General features: G+C 52.6%; 17 protein-coding genes. 11 read left to right on the top strand and 6 right to left on the bottom strand.

Annotated elements, in window-relative coordinates; translation table 11 throughout:
- Nucleotides 1-213: 213 nt before the first annotated feature.
- Nucleotides 214-2,676: a penicillin-binding protein 1A gene (locus ACNRUY_RS04790; RefSeq protein WP_488110512.1), complete on the bottom strand. Its 2,463-nt coding sequence runs from the start codon at nucleotides 2,674-2,676 to the stop codon at nucleotides 214-216.
- Between the two features lie 311 nt (nucleotides 2,677-2,987).
- On the opposite strand from ACNRUY_RS04790, the gene ACNRUY_RS04785 reads away from it, so the two are divergent.
- The 10 genes from ACNRUY_RS04785 to hemE all read left to right on the top strand — a co-directional run bounded on the left by ACNRUY_RS04785 (nucleotide 2,988) and on the right by hemE (nucleotide 17,753).
- A complete protein-coding gene (locus ACNRUY_RS04785) occupies nucleotides 2,988-4,052 on the top strand; it encodes a pilus assembly protein PilM (protein WP_488110511.1) in 1,065 nt (354 codons plus the stop codon).
- Nucleotides 4,052-4,615, top strand: coding sequence for a PilN domain-containing protein (locus tag ACNRUY_RS04780; RefSeq protein WP_488110510.1), 564 nt, complete (start codon nucleotides 4,052-4,054; stop codon nucleotides 4,613-4,615). Before ACNRUY_RS04785 ends, ACNRUY_RS04780 begins: the two co-directional genes overlap by 1 nt.
- On the top strand, nucleotides 4,612-5,223 hold the full coding sequence (locus tag ACNRUY_RS04775; protein WP_488110509.1) for a type IV pilus inner membrane component PilO: 612 nt from the start codon (nucleotides 4,612-4,614) through the stop codon (nucleotides 5,221-5,223). The genes ACNRUY_RS04780 and ACNRUY_RS04775 overlap by 4 nt, the downstream gene beginning before the upstream one ends.
- On the top strand, nucleotides 5,223-5,807 hold the full coding sequence (locus ACNRUY_RS04770) for a pilus assembly protein PilP (RefSeq protein WP_488110508.1): 585 nt from the start codon (nucleotides 5,223-5,225) through the stop codon (nucleotides 5,805-5,807). Before ACNRUY_RS04775 ends, ACNRUY_RS04770 begins: the two co-directional genes overlap by 1 nt.
- A gap of 288 nt (nucleotides 5,808-6,095) precedes the next feature.
- On the top strand, nucleotides 6,096-8,129 hold the full coding sequence (locus ACNRUY_RS04765; protein WP_488110507.1) for a type IV pilus secretin PilQ: 2,034 nt from the start codon (nucleotides 6,096-6,098) through the stop codon (nucleotides 8,127-8,129).
- 216 nt (nucleotides 8,130-8,345) lie between these two features.
- Complete coding sequence (aroK, locus tag ACNRUY_RS04760; RefSeq protein ID WP_488110506.1) at nucleotides 8,346-8,885, top strand: shikimate kinase AroK; 540 nt, start codon at nucleotides 8,346-8,348, stop codon at nucleotides 8,883-8,885.
- 50 nt (nucleotides 8,886-8,935) lie between these two features.
- Nucleotides 8,936-10,030, top strand: coding sequence for a 3-dehydroquinate synthase (aroB, locus tag ACNRUY_RS04755; protein WP_488110505.1), 1,095 nt, complete (start codon nucleotides 8,936-8,938; stop codon nucleotides 10,028-10,030).
- Nucleotides 10,031-10,591: 561 nt separating this feature from the next.
- Entirely contained in the window at nucleotides 10,592-15,049 is a 4,458-nt protein-coding gene (gltB, locus tag ACNRUY_RS04750) for a glutamate synthase large subunit (protein ID WP_488110504.1), read from the top strand.
- A 98-nt stretch (nucleotides 15,050-15,147) separates the two neighbouring features.
- Nucleotides 15,148-16,617 carry an FAD-dependent oxidoreductase gene (locus ACNRUY_RS04745; RefSeq protein ID WP_488110503.1) on the top strand — a complete coding sequence of 490 codons (1,470 nt, stop codon included), beginning with the start codon at nucleotides 15,148-15,150 and terminating at the stop codon, nucleotides 16,615-16,617.
- A 71-nt stretch (nucleotides 16,618-16,688) separates the two neighbouring features.
- Complete coding sequence (hemE, locus tag ACNRUY_RS04740) at nucleotides 16,689-17,753, top strand: uroporphyrinogen decarboxylase (RefSeq protein WP_488110502.1); 1,065 nt, start codon at nucleotides 16,689-16,691, stop codon at nucleotides 17,751-17,753.
- Nucleotides 17,754-17,780: 27 nt separating this feature from the next.
- Here the strand turns inward: hemE and ACNRUY_RS04735 are convergent, their stop codons facing one another.
- The 3 genes from ACNRUY_RS04735 to purH form a co-directional block, all read right to left on the bottom strand.
- Nucleotides 17,781-20,189 (bottom strand): response regulator, encoded by a 2,409-nt coding sequence (locus ACNRUY_RS04735; protein WP_488110501.1) that lies wholly within the window; start codon nucleotides 20,187-20,189, stop codon nucleotides 17,781-17,783.
- 128 nt (nucleotides 20,190-20,317) lie between these two features.
- A complete protein-coding gene (gene purD, locus ACNRUY_RS04730) occupies nucleotides 20,318-21,610 on the bottom strand; it encodes a phosphoribosylamine--glycine ligase (protein WP_488110500.1) in 1,293 nt (430 codons plus the stop codon).
- Between the two features lie 104 nt (nucleotides 21,611-21,714).
- Complete coding sequence (gene purH, locus ACNRUY_RS04725; RefSeq protein ID WP_488110499.1) at nucleotides 21,715-23,304, bottom strand: bifunctional phosphoribosylaminoimidazolecarboxamide formyltransferase/IMP cyclohydrolase; 1,590 nt, start codon at nucleotides 23,302-23,304, stop codon at nucleotides 21,715-21,717.
- A gap of 95 nt (nucleotides 23,305-23,399) precedes the next feature.
- Here purH and ACNRUY_RS04720 point away from each other — a divergent pair, with 95 nt between their 5' ends.
- On the top strand, nucleotides 23,400-23,591 hold the full coding sequence (locus tag ACNRUY_RS04720) for a hypothetical protein (protein WP_488110498.1): 192 nt from the start codon (nucleotides 23,400-23,402) through the stop codon (nucleotides 23,589-23,591).
- Between the two features lie 6 nt (nucleotides 23,592-23,597).
- On the opposite strand, the gene fis is transcribed toward ACNRUY_RS04720, so the two are convergent.
- Nucleotides 23,598-23,906, bottom strand: coding sequence for a DNA-binding transcriptional regulator Fis (gene fis / locus ACNRUY_RS04715; protein ID WP_488110497.1), 309 nt, complete (start codon nucleotides 23,904-23,906; stop codon nucleotides 23,598-23,600).
- A complete protein-coding gene (dusB, locus tag ACNRUY_RS04710; protein ID WP_488110496.1) occupies nucleotides 23,903-24,916 on the bottom strand; it encodes a tRNA dihydrouridine synthase DusB in 1,014 nt (337 codons plus the stop codon). Before dusB ends, fis begins: the two co-directional genes overlap by 4 nt.
- Between the last annotated feature and the right edge of the window lie 476 nt (nucleotides 24,917-25,392).

Genomic DNA, 25,392 nt, shown 5'->3' with positions numbered 1-25,392 from the left:
TTGTATCCCGGCAATGCATAGCTATAGGGAGGCAGAGAGTAGTAAGCAACAAATATAAAAACTACGAAGGGTGTTTAAGGCGAGCTACAAGGCTCAGGGCTTCAGGTTCAAATCTCCTTAAACCATTAAGCATTTAAAGTTCAGGGCGCTATTCTCGCCATCACTGCCGCTTATGTGGGAGTGATGGCGACGCCTTATCCGAACTCAAGGGGGTCAGAACAGTTCATCTGGTGAAAAGTCCTGTTCCGGATCGCTCAGGGAAGGAATTCCCTCTTCACTAAACTGTTGTGGAGCCTGTTCTTTTCGGAAAATCTCGAAAATGGCGTTGGGGTCATCGGGCCTGGCAAGCTTGCCGGTCTCTGGTGAGATCTTCAGTATCACCAGCCCATCGGGTTGTGGGAGTTTGGTTTCAGGTAGCCCCGTCAGAGCAGTCTGCATATATTCCAGCCATATTGGCAGAGCGGCGTTGGCTCCATACTCCCAGCGGCCCAGGGTGGAATAGTCATCCATGCCAACCCATACGCCCGTTAAAACGTCTGGGTTGAAGCCCATAAACCAGGCGTCCTTGCTGTCGTTGGTGGTTCCAGTCTTGCCTCCAATATCCTGTCGCTTGAGAGCTCTTGCCCGGCGTCCGGTGCCTTTCCAGATAACATCATTGAGAATGTCGTTCATGATGTAGTTGACTTGCGGGCTCATGGCCTGTTGAGCTGGATTGACTGTGGTGCTGGTGGTTGTGTTGTTGATAACTTCCGAATACTCAGTATCGGTATCAGTAAGCTCAGTGCTTTTTTCTTCTGAGCCTTGAGTCTGGTGTTGAATGTCAGTTATGCAGGGGGGGCGGCAGACAGTGGCCGGTTCTGCCTGGTAATAAACGTCGTCCAGAGTTTCAACTTTTTCCACGAGGTAGGGGTCTATCCGATACCCGCCGTTGGCAATGACGGCATAACCACTGGCCAGTTCCAGGGGGGTCATTGACACGTTCCCCAGGGCAAGGGAAAGGTTGTTGCTCAGGGCGTTCTCTCTGAAACCCAGTTTTTCCAGATATTGAATGGCGTTGCTGATTCCGGTCTGGCGGAGGACCCGAATAGACACCAGGTTTCTTGAGCGATAGAGGCCTTCCCGAAGACGCATTGGGCCATTGAATTTCATATTGTCGTTGTTTGGACGCCAGCTGTCTTCCAGTCCTTCGTCGGCAAAGACGATGGGGGCATCGTTAATGATGGTGGCTGCGGTCATACCGTTGGCAATGGCGGATGCATAGACAAAAGGCTTGAATGCTGAGCCGGCCTGTCTGACCGCCTGGGTAGCCCTGTTATACATACTGTCATAGAAATTAAAGCCTCCCACCAATGCCAGAATGGAACCGTTTTCCGGGTTGAGGGAAACCAGGGCCGATTGTGCCACAGGCTCCTGAGCCAGTCTCAATCTGCCATCCGGCATCGCCCTGACCCAGATCTGGTCGCCGGGCTTGAGTACGTCCCTGGCTTCTGAGGGTGAACGGCCAAAGCTGTTGACCGTGAGGAACGGCTTGGCCCAGCTCAGATTTTCCCAGGCGATCTCTCCCTGCTGGTTGTTCTGTAGGCCAATCAGCGCTTTCTTTTCTTCAACCTGGGTGACCATGGCTGGAAGGAGAATACCAATGGACTTTGTCCGGTTGAGAACCGACTGCCAGCCTTCGTCCCCAGGGTTTTCAAAGAGGTTGGTTACGGGGCCTCTGTAGCCGTGTCGTTCGCTATAGGCCATCAAACCGTTGGCAATGGCTTGGTTGGCGGTTTGCTGAAGTTTGCTGTCAATGGTTGTGTAGACCTTGAACCCTTCTGTATAGGCCTCTGGTCCAAAGCGCTCCACCATTTCCTGGCGAACCATTTCGGCAATGTAGGGTGCCTGGAGCTCTATTCGGGCACCATGATAACTGGCAGTGACCGGCTGATTGACAGCCTCTTGGTAGGCAGTTTGATCAATGTAGCCGAGATCCTTCATGCGCCCAAGAATCCAGTCCCTGCGGACCATCGCCCGTTCGGGGTCATTGATGGGGTTGTAGCGGGAGGGGGCTTTTGGGAGTCCGGCAATCATGGCCATTTGGGCGAGGGTCAGTTCATTGACTGATTTTCCATAATACACTTGGGCTGCCGCCTCGACGCCATAAGAACGATTACCCAGGTAAATTTTATTGAGATACAGTTCAAAGATTTCATCTTTGGGCAGTTGCTGTTCTATTTGCAATGCGAGTAGGATCTCGTTGAATTTTCTTGAAAAGACCCGTTCATGGCTCAAAAAGAAGTTTTTGGCCACCTGCATGGTAATGGTACTGCCTCCGGACTGGATTCGGCCGGTGGTGACCAGCTGAACGGCGGCACGGATCAGTCCCATGATGTCTACCCCAGGGTGATGATAGAAACGATCATCCTCTGCTGCCATAAAGGCTTTGATCATGTGGGGAGGGGCATCTTCAAAGTGGATGGGGGTCCGACGCTTTTCACCAAACTCTGCAATCAGAAGGTTGTCTCTGGAATAGACCCTCAGAGGGGTCTGAAGTTTGGCGTCCCTGAGAGAGTCAACGGAGGGGAGTGAAGGGCTGAGGTACAGATAAGTGCTGGCGCTGACAAGCAGGGTGCCACTGACTACGGTTAACAGTGACCAGAGTAGGAATTTGAAAAGTGTAACCGATCGTTTCATGTTGTCCGGACATCCAGGTAAGGCAAAGGCCACCGGCTGGTAGTGACTTAAAGTGACTTTGGCAGTGACAATTTTCCGTCCCGGCAGCCGATCGTGACAGGTCATTATACGGTGAAATGACGGTCAGCTGAAAAGGGCTTTTCCTGAGAACTGGTTCACACCTTTTTTAGAGTAAAATTTTCTTTTAAAAACCGGTGTTTAGAGTGTGAATGGATTGAGTCATAATTGCGTAAATGCACAGACTGTTATTTAATTAGGACTATCGGTCTTATAACTATCAGTCTTATAACTATTAACCAGGGATTGCACCAGTGTTGGGGTTGCTTAAGAGCAAATCAAGTTCAATTTTGGGGGTTGATATCAGCTCGACTTCTGTCAAGGTCCTGGAGTTAGGCCGCAGCGGAGGGCGATACAGGGTTGAAGCCTATGGCGTCGAGCCCCTGCCTGTGGGGGCAGTTGTTGAGAATAACATTCACGAGCCTGAGGTTATCGGCGAAGCCGTCTCCAGGGCTTTGTCCCGCTCCCGTTCCAGTTTGAAAAATGCCGCAGTCGCCGTATCAGGCGCCGCAGTGATTACCAAAACCATCGAAATGGATGCTTCTCTCAGTGAAGATGAGATGGAGACCCAGATTGCTGTTGAGGCGGATCAGTACATCCCTTACGCCCTGGACGAAGTGGCCATTGACTTTGAAGTCCAGGGGCTGAATGAGAAAAACCCTGAACGGGTTGAGGTGCTGCTGGCAGCCTGTCGAAGGGATAACGTCGAAATGCGTGAAGAGGCCCTTGGGCTCGGTGGAGTGAAAACCAAAATCGTCGACGTTGAGGCCTTCGCCATGGAGCGGGCCTGCGAGCTGATTGAAGATCAACTGGATCTCCCTGACGAAGACCCGGTTGTCGCTGTGGTGGATTTTGGGGCAACTACCACCACCCTGAATGTGATCAGCCGGGGGAAAACGGTTTATACCCGTGAACAGTTGTTTGGTGGAAAGCAGCTTACAGACGAGATCCAGCGCCGTTACGGCTTGTCCCCTGAAGAAGCAGAAAGGGCCAAGTGTAAAGGTGGGCTGCCGGACGACTATGAGCCGGAAGTGCTCCAACCCTTCCGGGAAACTGTTGTTCAACAGATATCCCGCTCGCTTCAGTTTTTCTACTCATCCAGTCAGTACAATGACATAGATGCCATTGCCCTGGCGGGTGGTTCCGCTTCTATATCAGGGCTGGTTGAAATGATTCAGGATAAGCTGGGTACGCCGGCAAGGCTTGCCAACCCTTTCGCCAGAATGTCTCTGGCTGGCAAAGTGGATGCGGCCAGCCTGACCAGCCAGGCGCCGTCACTAATGATTGCCTGCGGGCTTGCCATGAGGAGTTTTGACTGATGGCAAGAATAAACCTTTTACCCTGGCGGGAGCAGCTCAGAGAGGAGCGTAAAAAACGCTTTGCGGCAGCCTGGGTGGTGACGATTCTGGTGGCGGTTGGCCTGATCTTTATTGGAGACCTCTACATAAGTAACGGCATCAGCTATCAGCAGAGCCGGAACCAGTACCTTCAGAACGAGATTAACCTGCTGAACAAGCGCATTACTGAAATCAAAGACTTGAAAGCCAAAAAGGAAGAGCTGCTGGAGAGGATGGAGGTTATCCAGAATCTGCAGGGCAACCGGCCAGTGATTGTCAGGGTGTTTGATCAGGTGGCCCGGGTAGTTCCGGAAGGGGTTTACTTCAAGGAACTGGTGCTCAGCGGTGACCGTTTAACCCTGGTGGGTGTTGCTGAATCCAACAACCGTATCTCAGCCCTGATGCGGAACTTCAACAGTTCTGAGTGGTTTGCAGATCCTAACCTGACTGCCGTGAGAAAGATTTCTGAGAATAGCGAACGCTGGAATGAGTTTGATTTGACGGTGAAGCAGGTCAATCCCGGTCAGGATGAGGGGGAATCATGAGCCTTGCGGATTCATTGCAAAAGTTGAATGAGATCGATATTAATGATCTTGATCTTGAAAATATTGGTGCCTGGCCCATTGCTGTCCGAGTCATTGCCTGTGTTTTGACCATGGCCATTGTCCTGGGGCTGGGTTATCAGCTTCACCTGACTGGACTGCAGTCTCGATATGAGACCGCAGTCAGTAGCGAAAAGGACCTTAAAGAGCAGTATCGTATCAAAGCCTTCCAGGCCGCCAATCTCAGTGCATACCGGGATCAGATGACGGAAATGGAGGACTCATTTGGCGCCCTGGTCCGGCAATTGCCCAGTGATACAGAAGTTCCCGGTTTGCTGGAAGACATAACCTTTACGGGGCGTGGCTCCGGGCTGCAGATCGAAGAGATCAAGCTGCAGAATGAGAAGGTGACGGAGTTTTATATTGAGTTACCCATCAGTATTTCCGTTCGGGGGACTTATCACGACCTGGGCAATTTTGTCAGTGGGGTTGCCAGCCTGTCCCGGATTGTAACGCTCCATGACTTTGATATCAGGCCAGGCAGGGATGGAGAGTTGACCATGAGTATCCTGGCCAAAACCTATCGATACAATGATAAAGGGGGTAACTGATGGTACTCATTCAGCCCTCTCTTCGCGCTCAATCAAGGTATAAGCGCTTAATAAGTCACTCTTTCTTTAGTTTTGTGATGGCTGCCCTGTTGTTGCTGGCCGGTTGTTCTGGTGGCTCGAGCAGTGGCTATCAGGATATTGACCAATATATGGCGGACATGAGAGCCAGGCCAACGGGGAATATCGAGCCGTTACCTCAATTTCAGCCTTATGAAGCCTTTACTTATGGGGCATCAGCCAAGCGAAGCCCATTCCGGCAGCCCGTAAAAGTCAGCCTGACCCAGGAGCAGGTCAACAGCAATGTTAAGCCGGATCCAAACCGGGTGAAGCAATACTTGGAACAGTTTGAAATTGATTCCTTTTTTCTTGTGGGGTCCATCAGCAATGATGAAGGCCTCTGGGGGCTGGTACGCGGAAAGGATGGGGTTCACCGGGTCAGGGTAGGGGATTACCTGGGGCGTAACCATGGCCGCATCACCTATATCGATGATGAAGAGATGAGGCTGATAGAGATCGTTCCCGCGGGGCCAAAATTCTGGATTGAAAGACCAAGGGTGCTCAGGCTGAACACGGCCAGGCCATGATTTTTTGTCGTTTTTGATCGCTGTATTTTCTGTATCAAATGTCTGTAGTGAAAGAAGCGCATTTTGCGTCACCCCCCGTGCATGATCAGCGGGGGAGGCCTTTTTTCGCTGGAAAACAGTTTTTTGCCAAGGGGGGATTGCCCATGGCTGTTGTTTTATTATTGCGCTTATTGGGGGAGAAATGGGTATGACTGGGTATGAGTTGAGACTGACTGATGTGTCTGGCTGGATTATTCGCGAGTGATGCCGATGATAACAACAATTCTAATTCTTAAATGGGTAAATTAGATGGATAACAGGCCCGTGTTGCAGGCGAACGCAGTTCGAGTGCTGCTGTATGCGGTGTTAGCTCTGCTACCGCTCTCGGCTTGGGGGATTACCCTCAAGAAAATGGACGTTTCAGGTCTACCTGGTGATATGGTTGAGCTGCGCCTGACGTTTGATGGGCCTGCGCCCATCGCCAATGGCTACAGTATTGAGAAACCACCCAGAATTTCCATTGACCTTCCGTACACCCGCAGTGAACTGCCCAAGTACAACGAGGTGGGGTTCAATAATGCCAAAAGCGTCACCGTTCTGGAGGCTGGGGATCGAACCAGGCTGGTGATTAACCTGAGGGAATCTACCCGCTTTACCAGTAAGGCAGAGGGCAGGGTTCTTCATGTTTATCTGGGGGATGGGGCCAGGCCTGATCCTTCCCTGAGTGAGAACGTTTCAGTGAACGGTGCTCCGGTTGCACCGGGCGTGAATACCGGCATATCGGACATTGATTTCCAGCGGGGTGAAGATGGCGAAGGCAAGGTCATTATTACCCTGGCAGATGCCAAAATTCCCATGGATATGAACGAGCAGGCTGGGCGTATCCGCCTTGAGTTCCAGGGAGATGTTTTGCCCGGACGGCTCCGTAACCGGCTGGACGTTGTTGACTTTGCTACACCGGTCAAGTTTATCGATGCCAGTGTTGAGGACGGTAACAGTATCATTATTATCGAGCCAAAGGGTGAGTTTGAATACCTTGCTTACCAGACCGATAATCTTCTGACCGTGAGTGTCAAGGCGCCCTCCAATAAGGATCTTGGCAGAAGGAAAACCGGGCTGTCCTACAAAGGGGATAAGCTCTCCCTTAACTTCCAGGACATTGAAGTCCGGGCAGTGCTTCAGCTGATTGCGGATTTCACCGACCTTAATCTGGTGGCCTCGGATACGGTTGGGGGTAATGTCACCCTGCGTTTACAGAATGTCCCATGGGATCAGGCTCTGGATATTGTGCTCAAGGCCAAGGGGTTGGATAAGCGTCTTGAAGGTAATGTGCTGACGGTGGCTCCTGCGGAAGAAATCGCTGCCCGTGAGCGCCAGCAGCTGGAGAATGAAAAGCAAATCCGTGAGCTGGCACCCGTTTATACCGACCTGATCCAGATCAACTATGCCGATGCCGGTGAAATTGCCGAAGTGTTGCAGGGGAAGGCCGATGAGACCCTGCTCACTGAGAGAGGTTCGGTTCAAGTAGTATCCCGGACGAACAGTCTGCTGATCAAAGATACCCAGGCCAAGCTGGATGAACTGCGGGCGTTAATTGAGCAGTTGGATATTCCGGTTCGTCAGGTAATGATTGAGGCCAGAATTGTCACTCTGAGCTCGAACTTCAAGGAAGAGCTAGGGGTTAAGTGGAGTGGTAAGACAAAGTTTGCGGAGAATGGCCGTGAACTGGATATTGGTGGTGGCCAGGATGGGGATGTCTTTACCGATCTCAGTGTCTCCGGCACAGGCTCAAGTGCTCTTGCTATCGGTTTCTCTACAGGCAGCGGTACTATTTTGAATCTTGAGTTGTCTGCCCTGCTGAGTGATGGTGGTGGTGAGGTGGTTTCCCAGCCCAAGGTTATTACTGCGGATAAGACCAAGGCGGTGATCAAGTCGGGTAAAGAAATACCTTATGAGGAAAAAACCTCCAGTGGTGCCACCTCGGTTGCTTTCAAGGACGCTGTTCTCGGTCTTGAGGTAACCCCTCAGATTACGCCTGACGGTAGGGTCATCATGGATATTAAGGTGAATAATGATGATACCACCGACAATACCAATACCAATGTTCCGATCATTTCCACCAATGAGATAACCACTCAGGTGTTGGTTGAGGATGGTCAGACTGTTGTATTGGGTGGTGTCTTCAAACAGACCAAGAAGCAAGGGATCACCAAGGTACCCCTTCTTGGCGATATTCCTTATGTGGGCGCTCTTTTCCGGCAGCGGACCGAAAGTGATGATAAGGAAGAGTTGCTGGTCTTCATTACTCCCAGGATTGTCAATGAAGGGGTAGCCTTGCGCTAATCCTTTTCTGTCAACCTTCCCACTCTAACCCTCTCCCTGGGAGAGGGTTTTTTCGTTCTCCAGCCTTTCCCCCTCTGTCTGATTTAATGTTGTTAACCCCCTCTTCTTCTGGGAGAACCGGGGTAAGGGGAAAAAAATGTCAGCGATTATTGTCATTAACAGCGGCTATGCGCTACGCTCGGCTCACACGGGCAGGAAGTCGGGCTGGCAAAAAGAATGCCGTTGAACAATATCTATCTGATAGGGCCCATGGGGGCTGGAAAAAGTACCATTGGTCGTCTGCTGGCAAAGGAACTGGCGAGATCGTTTTTCGATTCTGACCATGTGATTGAAGAACGCAGTGGTGCGGATATCCCCTGGATTTTTGATGTCGAGGGTGAGCAGGGGTTCCGAAACCGGGAAAGCCAGGTCATTGAAGAACTCTGCAGTAAGAGTGATATTGTTATGGCTACGGGGGGAGGTGCTGTGGGTCGCCCTGGAAACCGCAGGCATCTGAATAAAAACGGGTTTGTGGTCTATTTACAGGCATCCGTGGCGGCGCAGCTGCAAAGAACCGAGAAAGATAAAAAAAGGCCGTTGCTGCAAAGGCCCGACCGGGAAGCGGTGCTTACGGATCTTTTGAAGAAGAGAGACCCGCTTTATCGTTCTATTGCTGACCTGACTCTGGATACGGAAGCCCTTTCCCCCCGGGAAGTGATCCGAACCATCATTGAATCTGTTGAAGCGGGTAATGGCCTGGAGCAGCAAGGCTCCTGAAAAAGGGATTTGTAAGAAAAAGGCCTGTCAGTACTAAAAGAGGTTTGTAAATGCTGGAACTCAAGGTTGATTTGGGCGATCGTACTTATCCTATTTTTATTGGTCCGCAGCTGTTATCTGACCCGGATTGCCTCCATCCTTACATTAAAGGTCGCCAGGTTGTGTTGGTGTCCAATGAGACGGTAGCTCCCCTTTATCTCCAGATGCTTGAGCGGACCCTCAGCAGCTGCGGCCGTATAGACGACTGCATAAATGTCATTTTGCCGGATGGTGAGCAGTATAAGAATCTTGAGGTGCTCAACCGGATTTTTGATGGGCTTCTGCAGGCCCGCCACACTCGAAAGACGACGTTGATTGCCCTGGGTGGCGGCGTTGTCGGTGATATGACCGGGTTTGCTGCTGCCTGCTACCAGCGTGGAGTCGATTTCATTCAGGTTCCCACCACACTGCTTTCCCAAGTGGACTCCTCAGTAGGGGGAAAAACCGGAGTCAATCACCCACTGGGTAAAAATATGATCGGCGCCTTTTATCAGCCAAATGTGGTTGTGGTTGATACTGATACGCTGTCTACGCTTCCTGACCGGGAGTTGTCTGCCGGACTGGCCGAGGTGATCAAGTACGGACTGATCTGTGATCGCCCTTTTTACGATTGGCTCAAGGTCAATATGGACCGGCTGATGAGTCGTGATCCAGAGGCCCTGTCATACGCAATCCTTCACTCCTGCCAGAATAAGGCCAGAGTCGTAGAGGCGGATGAGAAGGAATCCGGATTGAGAGCCATTCTTAATCTGGGGCACACCTTTGGTCATGCCATAGAAACCCACATGGGTTATGGTGACTGGCTGCATGGAGAGGCTGTGGCGGCGGGCATCGTCATGGCTGCTGACCTGTCTTGTCGCCTGGGTTATATCAGTGAAGCAGAGGTGAATGAGATTATCAGCCTGCTGGAAAGAGCGAGGCTTCCCGTATCACCTCCCGGGGATATGACGCCAGAGCGCTTTCTTGAGCTGATGTCGGTGGACAAAAAAGTAATGGATGGCCAATTGCGGCTGGTGTTACTGGAATCTGTAGGCAAGGCGGTGATTGACGATGGTTTTGATCACGGCCAGCTGAAGGCCTGTCTTCAGAGTTATCATGGCGTTTGACTGCCTGGGTGCCGGGAGCTTTCCCCGGTACTGTTCTCTTCTGTTTACTGCTCTCCAGGAATCTGACCTGAGTCCAGCAGGGATCTGACTCCTTTTTGATTTTTCAGACTTTTTCCTTTCGGTTTCTACTTGGGTTGATAAGGGTCATTTGTGATTGCATAGGTGGGCGTGTAAAATGGCGAGCCGTTTTGCCTGTCGAGGGCGTGAGAAGCAGATAAAAGATCCTGGTGACGCTGCTGATTCCTTGAGAACAAACATGAGAAGAGCACGACAGGTGGATACTGGCGGGTAAGCCGGTAAACAAAGAGGGTGAAACCCCGAGCCGGAGAATGATGAAGATAAGTTTGGCTCAACAGGCAGAGCTTGAAGTAGAACCGTCCCGGTTAAGTCATGAAGTTCTGCCGCCTGAATGTCTCAATAGAGAGCTGCCTGACAGAGCAGCAAAGCCTGCCAGAACGTTCCATCCTTCATGAGTGAAGGCTGTCCATGAACGCCGTGGCCATGAAAGTCGGGATGACTGCGGGCGAGCCAGAAGAATAATCGGTTGATGAGAGAGTGCCTATGAAAGCAGGTCTGTATAATCCTGGGGAGTTTCGGGATAACTGTGGTTTCGGGCTGATTGCCCAGATGGAAGGCCGAAAAAGTCATCACCTTCTGCAGACAGCCATTGAAGCCCTTACCTGTATGACCCATCGTGGCGGTATTGCTGCCGATGGCAAAACCGGTGATGGATGTGGACTGTTGATCCAGAAACCGGATACGTTTTTCCGGACTGTGGTCAAAGAGCAGCTGCGGTGTGAGCTACCTGCCCAATATGCTGTGGGTATGATTTTTCTGAACAATGACGATGCTCAGGCCTCCAAAGCCAGAACCACCCTGGAAAAGGAACTGGAAAAACAGCAGTTGCAGGTGATTGGCTGGCGGGAGGTTCCCGTCAACAGTGACTGCCTGGGGCCTATTGCCCGGGATCAGCTACCCGGTATTGAGCAGGTATTCATTGGTGCCCAGGGGCAGCTTGAGGATAAAGAGTTTGCAGCCCGCCTTTATATGGCCCGCCGATACACCAATATGGTGATGGCTGAGGATAAAGAGTTTTATATCTGCTCCCTGTCTTCAGAGGTCATTACCTACAAAGGGCTGATGATGCCGGTGGACCTGCCATCCTTCTACACGGATCTCGGGGATTCCCGGTTTGAAACGGCTATCTGTGTCTTTCATCAGCGTTTTTCCACCAACACCATGCCGCGCTGGCAGCTGGCCCAGCCTTTCCGCATGCTGGCTCATAACGGTGAGATCAATACCATCACTGGAAACCGGAACTGGGCTGAGGCCCGTCGACAGAAGTTCCAGTCACCCCTGCTGCCGACTCTGGATGATATTTCACCCCTGGTCAACCGAACCGGTTCCGACTCCTCCAGCCTGGATAATATGCTGGAAGTACTGGTGACTGGCGGTGTGGATCTTTACCGTGCCATCCGCATGCTGATTCCACCGGCCTGGCAGAATGTCGATACCATGGACCCGGACCTTCGGGCGTTTTATGAATACAGTTCCATGCATATGGAGCCCTGGGATGGGCCGGCAGGTCTGGTGATCAGCGATGGTCGCAATGCCGTCTGTGCCCTGGATAGAAATGGCCTCCGGCCGTCACGTTGGGTGATCACTAAAAATGGCTACCTGACTGTGGCCTCTGAAGTGGGGGTTCATGGTTATAAGCCGGAAGATGTGGTGGCCAAGGGACGGGTGGGGCCCGGCGAAGTACTGGCCATTGATACCCAAACCGGTGAGCTGCATCAGGCCCACGATATCGACAATAAGCTCAAGAGTAGCCAGCCTTACAAAAAGTGGCTGAAGAAGAACGCATACCGTATCCGCTCTCATTTCAATGAGGATCAGCACAAGGTTGATACCTTCACTGAGGAGCAGCTTAAGGCATTTCAGAAGATGTTCATGGTCAGTTTTGAAGAGCGTGACCAGGTCATCCGGCCACTGGTTGAAGCTGGCCAGGAAGCCGTGGGTTCGATGGGGGATGATACCCCCATGGCGGTTCTGTCTGGCAGGACCCGTTCGATCTACGATTATTTCAGGCAGCAGTTTGCCCAGGTGACCAATCCGCCCATTGACCCGCTTCGGGAGGCGATTGTCATGTCCCTGGAAACCTGTCTGGGTCGTGAACTGAATGTATTTGAGGAAACGCCTGAGCACGCTGCCCGGGTTATTCTGAAGTCTCCGATACTGTCCACCACGAAGTTTCTGGACCTGATGAGTGTGCGCCACCAGCATAAGTCATTTGAGTCACACACGATTAACCTGACCTATGAACCACCGGTGGGGCTGGAGCAGGCCATCAATGATATCTGTGACCAGGCTGAGCAGGCGGTTCAGTCAGGAAAGGTGTTGATCTGCCTTTCAGACCGACACATAGACCAGGGACTGCTGCCGGTTCCGGCGGCCATGGCGACGGGTGCCGTTCATCACCGGTTGATTGGCAAAGGCCTTCGTTCCGAGTCGAATCTCATTGTTGAGACGGCCTCAGCCAGAGATTCACACCAGTTTGCGGTTCTCATTGGCTTTGGTGCCACTGCGGTGTACCCCTATCTTGCCTACGAAATCATTAATGACCAGATCCGCTCTGGTGAGGTGCTGGCTGACCCTCTGGATGCTTATAAATCTTACCGGAAGGGGATTGGCAAAGGGTTGATGAAAATCCTGTCCAAAATGGGGATTTCAACCATCGCTTCTTATCGGGGGGCTCAACTGTTTGAAGCCATCGGGCTGTCATCGGAGGTGGTGGATCTTTGTTTCCGTGGTGTTCAGAGCCGCATTGAAGGTGCCCGTTTTGAAGACTTGCAGAATGAGCAGGCTCTGGTGGCGGAAACTGCCTGGAAAGCCCGAAAGCCAATTCAGCAGGGTGGCTTGTTGAAATACGTCCATGACAGTGAATATCACGCCTTTAATCCCGACGTAGTGCAGCAGCTGCAGGTGGCGGTTAAAACCGGTGATTATCAGGAATACCGGAAATATTCCGAACTGGTCAATCAGCGTCCGGTAGCCACTTTGAGGGACCTGTTTGGCCTGAAACTGGCCGGGCAGGCGATGGCTGTGGAAGAGGTGGAACCGGTGGCTGATATTGTCCGTCGGTTTGACTCGGCGGCAATGAGTCTGGGGGCTCTCTCCCCTGAGGCCCATGAAGCCTTGGCAGAAGCCATGAACCGTCTGGGAGGTCGTTCCAACTCCGGTGAAGGGGGTGAGGATGAGGCTCGCTATGGCACCAACCGGGTTTCCAAGATCAAGCAGATCGCTTCCGGACGCTTTGGAGTGACCCCTCACTATCTGGTCAATGCCGAAGTATTGCAGATTAAAGTGGCCCAGGGAGCCAAGCCGGGAGAGGGTGGCCAGTTGCCGGGAGGCAAGGTGAACGAACTGATCGCCCGGCTCCGTTATTCCGTGCCCGGTGTGACTCTGATATCACCACCGCCCCACCACGATATTTACTCCATTGAGGATCTGGCACAGCTGATTTATGACCTTAAACAGGTCAACCCCGAAGCCCTGGTATCCGTGAAGCTGGTGTCTGAGCCGGGTGTTGGTACGATTGCTGCCGGTGTTGCCAAGGCTTATGCGGATTTGATCACTATTTCGGGTTATGACGGTGGTACAGCGGCCAGTCCATTGACGTCCATTCGTTATGCCGGCTCCCCGTGGGAGTTGGGTCTCAGTGAAGCGCATCAGACGCTGCGTGGGAATGATCTGCGGGGCAAAGTGCGGCTGCAGACCGATGGTGGTCTCAAGACCGGGCTGGATGTGGTCAAAGCCGCTATTCTGGGGGCTGAAAGTTTTGGTTTCGGTACCACACCGATGGTGGCCATGGGCTGTAAATACCTGCGAATCTGTCATCTTAATAACTGCGCCACCGGTGTAGCTACCCAGGATCAACAATTGCGAGAAGAGCATTTCAAGGGTGATGTGGAGATGGTTATGAACTTCTTCACCTTTGTGGCCGAAGAGGTTCGTGAGTGGTTGGGCAGGTTGGGAGTCAGAACACTAGAGGAAGTTATAGGTCGTACGGAACTGCTTGAGCGGTTGCCTGGCTATACCGAAAAGCAGCAGAACCTTGATCTTTCCCCCATTCTGGGAACGGATCTGGTGGCTGCAGACAAACCCAGTACTTGCCAGGTGGATCGTAATCCCCCGTACGATCAGGGTGAGCTGGCTGAAGAGATGGTTCGCCAGACGCTTAGTGTGATCGACAGTGGCCAGGGAGGAGAATTCTCTTTCAAAGTGGGTAATTGTGACCGATCTATTGGAGCCCGGTTGTCGGGAGAAATTGCCAGGCGCCATGGCAACCAGGGAATGGCGGATCAGCCACTGAAGCTGAAGCTGACCGGTTCTGCGGGGCAGAGTTTCGGTGTCTGGAATGCCGGTGGTCTGGAAATGAGGCTTGAGGGGGATGCCAACGACTATGTGGGCAAAGGCATGACCGGTGGCAAGCTGGTGATTCGTCCACCCCGTGGCAGCAGCTTCATAACCCACGAAACGGCTATTATAGGGAATACCTGCCTGTATGGTGCAACCGGAGGCACCTTGTATGCTGCTGGCCGTGCAGGTGAACGACTTGGGGTTCGTAACTCTGGTGCGACTGCTGTCGTTGAAGGTACAGGTGATCACTGCTGTGAGTACATGACCGGCGGTATGGTTGCCGTGCTTGGCTGGGCTGGGCATAACTTCGGTGCTGGTATGACCGGTGGTTTTGCCTATGTACTGGATATGGAGAGAAGCTTTGTGGATCGCTATAACCACGAGCTGGTGGATATCCACAGGATCGATACCGAAGACATGGAGGCCTATCAATCGCATCTGCTGAGTGTTCTTGAAGAGTATGTTCAGGAAACTGGCAGCGCCTGGGGACAGGAGTTGATTGATGAGTTCTATGATTACAGTGGCCGCTTCTGGCTGGTAAAACCAAAAGCGGCTGGCCTCGATACCCTTCTGGCTAATACCCGGGGCCGCCCCGAATAGCTTTTCTGTAAAAGCGTGGGACGGCGGCACCGGTCACCGGTGCCTGTTGGCAAGAGGGAAGGTATTGACGATAACAACAGCTTTGTGAGGTCAGCGAAATGTCACAACCCAATTTGAAAAGCAGCCTGAAAAAGCCGCTGCCGGGTGATAACAGAGCCCGATTGAACAACCATTTTCAATTTGTGGAAGTCGGACGGCAGGATCCCGACAAGAAAAACCTGCGCCTTAGAAAAACCGAATTTGTTGAGATTTATCAGCCTTTCAACGAAAAACAGGTCAAGAGTCAGGCACACCGCTGCCTGGCCTGTGGTAACCCTTATTGTGAGTGGAAGTGCCCTGTTCACAACTATATTCCGGACTGGTTGAAGCTGGTGTCGGAAGGTCATCTGTTTGAGGCGGCGGAGCTGTCTCACCAGACCAACACTCTGCCAGAAGTCTGTGGTCGTGTGTGTCCGCAGGATCGTCTTTGCGAAGGTGCCTGTACCCTGAACGACGGATTCGGTGCGGTTACCATTGGCTCAACAGAGAAATACATTACGGATACCGCGTTGGCGCTGGGCTGGCGACCTGATATGTCCGAGGTGGTGTGGACGGATAAAAAAGTCGCGGTGATCGGGGCGGGGCCTGCGGGGCTCGGCTGTGCGGATGTTCTGATCCGAAACGGCGTTACCCCGGTGGTGTTTGATAAAAATCCGGAAATTGGTGGGCTTCTGACGTTTGGTATTCCTGAATTCAAGCTGGAAAAACAGGTGATGAGCCGTCGTCGTGAAGTGTTCACTGAAATGGGGATCGAATTTCAGCTGAACACCGAAGTGGGCAAAGATGTCACCATAGAGCAGCTGCTTGAAGAGTACGATGCGGTCTTTATGGGTATGGGAACCTATACCTATATGAAAGGCGGCTTCCCGGGAGAGAATCTTGAAGGGGTGTATGATGCCCTTCCTTACCTGATTTCCAGCGTCAATCGTAACCTGGGTTTTGAAACGTCCCTGGAAGAGTTTATTGACCTGAAAGGAAAGCGGGTGGTAGTGCTTGGTGGTGGTGATACCGCTATGGATTGTAACCGGACTGCGATCCGTCAGGGTGCAAAATCCGTTGCCTGTGCCTACCGGCGGGATGAAGAGAATATGCCGGGCTCCCGTCGTGAGGTGGCCAACGCACGTCAGGAAGGTGTACAGTTCCTGTTTAATCGCCAGCCCGTTGAAATTGTGGGTGATGGCCAGGTGGAAGGCATCAGGGTTGTCACCACAGAGCTGGGTGAGCCGGATGAGCAGGGGCGTCGTCGTCCAAGGCCGGTTGAGGGCAGTGAAGAGGTGCTTGACGCCGATGTGGTGCTGGTAGCCTTTGGTTTCCGGCCCAGCCCGGCTGACTGGTTTGAAGACCATGATATTCAGATTGATGAAGGCGGCCGGGTTGTAGCCCCGGAACAGGCACGCTTCAAGTTTCAGACCACAAACCCGAAAGTGTTTGCCGGTGGTGATATGGTACGGGGCTCTGACCTGGTGGTTACTGCGATCTGGGAAGGTCGCCAGGCTGCCGAAGGCATTCTTGATTATCTGGACGTGTAAACCCGGCTATGCTGACACAGGTCAGTCTCATGGATTCCCTGAGCTGGCCTTAAGTTGTATTGAGACATTTTATGACCGAACTAAAGAATGACCGTTTCCTGCGTGCTTTGATGCGGGAGCCTGTTGATGTCACTCCAGTGTGGATGATGAGGCAGGCAGGGCGTTACCTGCCCGAGTACCGCGAGACCCGGGCCCGGGCAGGGGATTTTATGGCGTTATGCCAGAACCCTGAACTGGCCTGTGAGGTCACTCTCCAGCCCCTGGAACGATTCCCGCTGGATGCGGCCATTCTGTTTTCGGATATTCTGACGATTCCTGATGCCATGGGACTAGGTCTTTATTTTGAGGCCGGAGAAGGCCCCAAGTTCAGAAAACCGGTTCGCTCTGCTGCGGATGTTGAGGCGTTGTCTGTTCCGGACCCGGAAAAAGACCTGGGTTATGTAATGGACGCGGTGAGAACCATACGGCGGGAGTTGAACGGTCGGGTGCCTCTGATTGGTTTCTCAGGAAGTCCCTGGACGCTGGCCACCTATATGATCGAGGGTGGCAGCAGTAAAGACTTTCGTCGGATCAAGGCGATGCTGTTTGATCAACCTGAGATGCTGAATCAGGTGCTGGAGGTGCTGGCCAGTTCGGTCACAAAGTACCTTAATGCCCAGATTGCTGCGGGGGCTCAGGCGGTTCAGATTTTTGATACCTGGGGGGGCGTATTGAGTCCGGAAAATTATCGGGACTTTTCCCTGAAATACATGGCGAAGATCGTTGCAGGGCTGACCCGTGAACAGGGGGGCAGAAAGGTGCCGGTCATTCTGTTTACTAAAAACGGTGGCCAGTGGCTGGAGTCCATGGCCGATGCCGGGGCCGATGCCCTGGGTCTGGACTGGACTACGGACCTGGGTGAAGCCCGCACGAGAGTGGGGAGTCGCGTGGCGCTTCAGGGTAATATGGATCCATCAACCCTCTATGCTTCACCGGAGCGGATACGTCAGGAAGTGGCAACCATTCTATCAAAATATGGCACGGGCACGGGGCATGTCTTTAACCTGGGTCATGGGATTCATCAGTTTGTTGAGCCTGACCGGGCGGCCGCTTTTGTTGATGCAGTGCATGAATTGTCTGCAGGGTATCATCAGTAATTCATGGGCAATTGACTGGGGGAGGGTTTAAGGCTCGACCTCCAGTGTGTGGTTTTTTTTCATTTTCTTCTCCAGGGCCTTGGTGAGCGCTCTCTGAAGGGTAAAGCGTGTCACCGGTTTGGTCAGGACCGAACTTATGTCCAGTTTACTGGTCTGATACTTGCCGGGAGGGTTGGTCACCCCGGTCAGGATAATGATCGCTGGCTGTTGTTCAATTTCGTCATCGGCGTTGATTCTTTCTGCCACCTGAAGTCCTTTCAGGCCCGGCATATGGTGATCCAGGATAATCGCATCAAACGCTCTTTCCAGATAGGCTTCACTTCTGACCTTGGCCAATGCTTCCAGGCCGTCTTCGGCTTCAATCACCTGAATACCCAGTAACTGGCACTGTTGCCTGAGAACTTTACGACAGGTGGCGTTATCGTCAGCAATCAGAACGCGGACATCGTCCTGATATTTTTTGGTGGATGACGTTTTTGCAGGGGGCGAGGCCTTGCTCGGACTGGCATGAGGTAAGCTGAACCACAGGGTCTTTTTAGTGCCTTCTTCTGTGATGTCCACATCGCCATTCATCTGGTGTATCAGGTCTTTGGCCAGAAACAGGCTGAGCCCCATGGCGGCTTCAGATTTGACCTGCTCAAACTGGCTGCTTTTTGACAGATGGTCGGGCTGAATAAGAGGGCTATGGGTAGAACAGAAAGTCAGTTCAAACCGCAGGGAGCGTTCTTCGGGGTGGTATTTGCAGAGTGATCCGGCCTGTTTGACGTTCAGGATAAGCTCTCCCTGGTCTGCCTGGCTGAATCCGTAAAACAACATGGCCTCCATAATGAGTGACAGTCTGTATCGGTCAACAAAGCACTGGCCTGTCAGGGAGTTGTCAACACAGCATAAAACTTCAATTCCATTCTGTTCTGCCCGGTAGCGAAAGTTGGCCAGGGTCTCATCCAGAAATTCCTGAATATTGTGAGGGCGGGGCTCTGAGGGAAGCGGTTCATTCTTTGTTTTACAGGCACCTGCCAGCAGGTTGATCAGGTTACCCAGCTCGTGCCCCGCATAGTAAAGCGTCTGAATGTAGTCTTGCTGCCGGGGGGTCAAGGGGGTGCTCAGCAGTAACTCTGTCATACCCAGTACCCCGTTCAACGGGGTTCTCAGTTCATGGCCCATGGCATTCAGCACCCCCGCGGTGGTTGGCTCGACTTCCGAAGCCAGCTGGGAGTAATTAAGTGTTGGGGATGTTCTGGAGCGGGCAGGGGGGTAAAGCGTCAACACCCCCAGGGTGAGCGTGGTGACATGAAGCAGGGTCCATGTGGCGATTTGTGAAGACAACTCCGTTGGGGGGATATTGCTAACGACGAAGATAAGTTGGCAGATGGGCAGAGGGATCATCAACATCGGGGTGATGGTCTGCTGGCGGTGTTTTCGCAGCCAGAAGCACAGGGAGAAACTGGTTCCACAGGTGAGAATAAGCAGTAATGAGAGGGTGTTGGCCAGCTCACTGTTTCCCAGGGGAGGAATCATTACGGTGGCCAGGCAAACCAGAGAGAGGGTTTTAAAATAGACTCCCAGTGCCGGACGCCTGTAGCAGAACAGTTTGATGGCCAGCTGACAGAAAACCAGGCTGAGCAGAGGGAGGGAGACCCGATACAGCCAGGCTTCCAGCTGCACAGGAAGGTAAAGCCATTTGCTGAAATGTCCCTGCCAGCTGCCAAGAAAGGTCAGGGTCAAAAGGGCGCTTGCGGCCAGGAGTAGTGAATATGGGCGGTTGAGAAGCGGAGTTCTGTGTCTGCGATACAACCAGAAATTCACTATAATCAGCGCGATCAACAGGCTGTCCAGCAGGCCGGTTTGCCATAGGCTGGCCCGCTGTTGTTTCATCAACTGGTCATAACTGCCAAGCTGCAGGTTTTCGGCGATGTTGGGATGATACCGGGTTCTCAAATAAACGGTGACGGTTTCTCCCGGGGATAATGGGAAGCTGGCGGTATTGAGCTTATCCAGATTAATGGCCCTGGCACTGCTGCTGGAGTGACTTGACTTGATGAATACATCAGGCAGCGCTTGCTGGTAATAACTGACTTTTAGAATAGGGTGAAGGATGTCCTTTGTATGGTTACTGACAGGAAACCTGAGCCAGAGGGTCTGTTGCTTTTCTTCAGGCTCAAGTACGGCGGTTGGCCAGGGTGAAAAACGATAGTCGTATTTTTTATCAGACAGCTGTTGTAGGCTTAGCTGGCGGGAACTGTCTACAAAGTAGCCGATCGCCTCAGTGGGCTGGATAAGAAAAGAAGGGGTCTGAATTTCAGTATTGGCACAGGCATGCTGACTGCTGAACAGAATCGCAGCCAGAATAGGCCAGAGAAGCGCCCATAAACGCCTTTGGGCTGATAAAAGCACGGTATAAATTCCATTTTCCGTTTTACCCGTGATTATACTCAAACCGGTATGCTTGGGAAGTAGTGTTCTGGGGATTATGTGAATGTGGTCGCGTTTTGAGCAAGTTCAGGTGTTATGGCATGCTTCCACCACGGTGGATGGTGGAAGCTGAGTCATTTTGGTCGTGAAATCTAGCCTTCTTCTCTCGCTATGGCGCGGTGGCCAATGTCTGTACGGTAATAGGCCTTGTTCCAACGGATGGTATCCACTGCCCGGTAGGCTTGTTGCTGGGCCTCCCTGACACTGGCTCCCAGAGCCGTGACGCACAGAACCCGTCCGCCATTGGTCAGTGTCTTACCCTGTTCAGTCCGGGTTCCAGCCTGGAACACTTTAGTGTCACTGACGGTATCACTGACCTGGTCAAGACCGGTAATTTCATCCCCTTTATGATAGGTTCCCGGGTACCCTCCTGCAGCCATCACCACGCCCAGTGCTGAGCGTTTGTCCCAGTCTACCTTGATGCTATCCAGTTCTCCCCGGGTGCCAGCCAGGCACAGTTCGGCCAGGCTGGATTTCAGTCGCATCAGGATTGGCTGGGTTTCCGGGTCGCCAAAACGACAGTTGTATTCCAGTACTTTGGGTGTGCCTGTGCTGTCAATCATCAGGCCGGCATAGAGAAACCCTTTGTAGGCGGCACCTTCGCTGGCCATGCCCTCCACCGTGGGGAGGATAACCTCTTTCATGGCCCGGTCATGAATTTCGGGTGTTACTACCGGAGCAGGAGAGTAGGCCCCCATGCCGCCGGTATTCGGTCCCTGATCACCATTGTCCCGTGCTTTGTGATCCTGGCTGGTGGCCAGTGGGAGGATGTTTTCACCGTCAACCATGACGATGAAACTGGCTTCTTCCCCGGTCAAAAATTCCTCAACCACCACCCGGTGTCCGGCTTCCCCAAACGCATTGCCTGCCAGCATATCCTCTATGGCATCAAAGGCTTCCTGTTCCGTCTGGGCGAGAATGACGCCCTTGCCTGCCGCTAGCCCGTCGGCTTTGACCACGATGGGGGCTCCCTGTTGACGGACATAGGCTTTGGCTGGTTCGATTTCTGTAAAGTTCTGGTAGGCGGCGGTAGGAATGTTGTGTCGGGCCAGAAAATCTTTGGTGAAGGCTTTTGAGCCTTCGAGCTGGGCTGCCGCCTGAGTGGGGCCAAAAATAGCCAGGCCTGCCGCTTCAAAACGGTCCACCACGCCAATAACCAGTGGTGCTTCGGGGCCAACAATGGTCAGGTCAATGGACTCTTTCTGGGCGAAGCTGACCAGTCCCTCAAGGTCGACCACATCAATGTCGACGTTGTTCACTTTGTCTTCAAGGGCAGTGCCGGCATTGCCCGGAGCGACGAAGACCTGCTCTACGTTTGTATCCTGAGCGGTTTTCCATGCCAGGGCATGCTCCCGTCCCCCATTACCGATGATCAGCACTTTCATAGTATGTATCCTTCTGACTTTATTCAGCTTTCGGATGTTGCCTGAATAAGCGAGGTGCCTGTTCTCACGTCGCTTATCATCCTCAATCTTTTCCTGAACAACTCTCAGTGTCGGAAATGACGAACGCCGGTAAATACCATGGCAATACCTGCCTGGTTGGCGGCGTCGATCACTTCCTGGTCTCGCATGGAGCCACCGGGCTGGATGACCGCTGTGATTCCCGCACTGGCAGCGGCATCAATGCCATCCCGGAACGGGAAAAAGGCGTCAGAGGCCATGACTGAGCCTTTAACTTCCAGACCTTCATCTGCCGCTTTAATGCCTGCAATCCGGGCACTGTATACCCGGCTCATTTGCCCTGCCCCGATACCGATGGTCTGGTTATTCCGGGTGTACACAATGGCGTTCGACTTGACGAACTTGGCTACTTTCCAGGCAAACTGAAGGTCGGCCATTTCCTGCTCGCTGGGGGCTCGTTCCGTGACCACTTTCAGGTCAGCTGGATTAACCACCCGGTTGTCACAGTCCTGGACCAGAAGGCCGCCATTGACACGTTTGAAATCAAGATAGTGCCGCGATCCTTCAGGCAGGGGACCTGCACTCAGAACGCGGATGTTCTGTTTGTCCTTCAGCAGGATTTCAGCTTCTGAGTCCACATCCGGTGCGATGATCACCTCAACAAACTGACGCTCAATAATGGTTCTGGCCGTCATGGCATCCAGTTTGCGGTTGAAGGCGATGATGCCGCCAAAGGCTGAGGTTGGGTCTGTGGCATAGGCCCGGTTATAGGCCTCAAGGAGGTCGGCTCCATTGGCGACTCCACAGGGGTTGGCGTGTTTGACAATGACGCAGGCGGGCTGATCAAATGACTTTACACACTCCAGGGCGGCGTCGGTATCGGCGATATTATTGTAGGACAGTGCTTTCCCCTGAAGCTGGCGGGCGCTGGCAACGGTTCCTTCTGAAACACTGTTGTCCCGGTAAAAGGCTGCTTTCTGGTGGGGGTTTTCACCGTAGCGCATATCCTGGGCCTTGGTGAACTGCTGATTGAAGGTGCGTGGAAAGGTGTCAGGCTCTTCTGTGTTGGACGAGATCAAGGTACCCAGGTAATTGGCAATGGCACCGTCGTAATGGGCGGTATGCTCAAAGGCCTTTACAGCCAGATCAAACCGGGTCGGGGCGCTGATATGGCCATTGTTATTTTCCATCTCATCCAGTACCCGCTGGTAGTCAGAGGCATTGACGACAATGGTTGTGTCTTTATGGTTCTTGGCGGCGGCCCTGACCATGGTTGGCCCGCCAATATCAATGTTTTCGATGGCTCTGGAAAGATCACAGTCCGGTTGGGCAACGGTCTGTTCAAAGGGATAGAGGTTGACCACGACCAGGTCAATAGGCTTTATTCCATGGGCTTCCATAACCCCTTCATCCTGGCCGCTGCGCCCCAGAATGCCTCCATGGACCTTGGGGTGGAGTGTTTTCACCCGGCCATCCATCATTTCAGGGAATCCGGTATAGCTGGAGATTTCAACTGCCGGAATATTGTTTTCAACCAGCAGTGCGTAAGTACCCCCGGTGGACAGGATTTCCACAGAATGCCGGTGCAGGGCTGAAGCGAACTCAACAATACCGGTTTTATCGGAAACACTTATCAGGGCCCGACCGATGGGGCGTGTAGTCGACACTTCTGCCATTGTTTCTCACTCATGGTTCGTAGGAATCAAAAATCGGCACGATTTTATCTGGAATTTGCAGCTATTGGCAGCTTTATTACTTAGTGGGAGGGGGATTGACCACAATCAGCGAGGTACTGACTGATTGTGGTTTCTCTAAGCGGCACATCAGTCCCTGTGAGCCGCCGGGCGTTATGGTGTATCTGCTGGCCTGGCCAGGAGTGGCCGGTGCAGCCCTCTGGAGTAAGGCTCAGGCGCTGGCAGAATGGCGAATGATCAGTGGTTCCGGGTTTCAGGCGGTTGCCTGAAACCGGTCAAAGCAACCCGTATTGCTTGAGTTTTTTTCGCAGGGTGCCGCGGTTAAGGCCAAGCAGGACGGCCGCTTTGGTCTGGTTGCCCTTGACGTAAGCCATGACGGTTTCCAGCAGGGGGGCTTCTACTTCGGAAAGCACCATCTGATAGACATCGGTGACATCCTGTCCATCCAGATGGGAAAAGTAGTTGTTCATGGATTTTTCTACGCTGTCGCGTAGGGTCTGGGTCTCCGGGCTGTGCGATGGGGTAACATGTCCCCCGTGGCCATTGACCGGGCGTTCTTCCACGATGACTTGTGTTGCGGTCATGCTGCTATGTCCTCTCCGTTATCTTCTATTTCTGAAGTCTTTTTCAACAAATATTGAAAATACTCCCGAATGCAGGATTGTTGTGTGTCTGAAGACTCAAGCCGGTTAAACCGCCTGCGAAAATCAGAGCCCGAGGGCTGACCCTGCATATACCAGCCCACGTGTTTTCTTGCGATGCGAACCCCCTGTTGCTCACCATAAAATTGATACAGTGATGCCAGGTGTTCCTGAAGGATTGTGCAAATTTCTTTGGGTGTCGGAGCAGCAAGATGCTCTCCATGCTCCAGAAAATGGTTGATTTCCCGGAAGATCCAGGGCCTTCCCTGGGCCGCTCGGCCGACCATGACGGCACTGGCTCCGGTATAATCCAGCACTTCCCTGGCCTTTTCCGGTGAGTCGATATCGCCATTGGCGATCACCGGTATATCCACTTCCCTGACAATGCTGGCAATGGTGTCGTACTCAGCCTGCCCCTTGTACATGCAGGCCCGTGTCCTGCCATGAACGGCCAGTGCCGTAATTCCGGACTGCTGGGCCAGTCGAGCCACTTCTACACCATTGCGATGATCCGGATCCCAGCCTGTGCGGATCTTCAGGGTGACTGGAATATCAACGGCCTCCGTTACCGCGGCCAGGATGTCCTGAACCAGCGGGATGTCTTTCAGCAAAGCCGACCCGGCGGCTTTGTTACACACTTTTTTGGCCGGACACCCCATGTTGATATCAATGATCTGGGCGCCAAAGGTCTGATTCAGGCGGGCGGCTTCCGCCATCTGTTCCGGGTCTCCTCCGGCAATCTGTACTGACCTTGGCTCCTGTTCTCCCCTGTGGTCCATGCGCAACTTTGACTTTCTGGTATGCCAGAGTTTCGGATTACTGGTGACCATCTCAGACACGGCCATCCCGGCACCCATCCGCAGGCAGAGCCGTCTGAATGGACTGTCTGTCACCCCCGCCATAGGAGCCAGAATAAGGGGGGTGGTGATCGTGTATGGACCTATTTTTAACAAGGGTTATGCCTCAGCCAAGCGGTAATGGATGACGGCTCAGTCCCTTTACAATGGCATAAATGTCTTAGTAAAGAGAAGAGTGAGTCAGGAGATAAAACCGGGTGGCTATCATACTCTCTCCATTTTTCACGATAAAGCGATGTTGATCAATATTTGATCATTAGATTGCTGATCGTTATTGCTAATTACAGGCGGTCATGGTGCTAGCAGTTGTGTCGTTGTTATTGGAACGCCATAGACAACCGGGGTTGTATAATAGAACGAATGTTCTGTTTATTTTTTGATATAAATCATGAAGTCATGGCCTGTGCGGCTGATCTTTCATCATTTCTACTACCTCTGACACATTCTGTTGCAATAGTGACGAACCATTTGGGTGGTTGATTGTTAGACATTGTGGCGAGGTTTTTTTCTGTGGGAACTTGAGGTGGGTAGTGTTTATGTCAGGGGAGCGGTCTGCTATACAGGTTTTGGGG

Source organism: Endozoicomonas sp. Z74, assembly GCF_057680865.1.
This window is presented reverse-complemented; position numbering and strand designations above follow the sequence as displayed.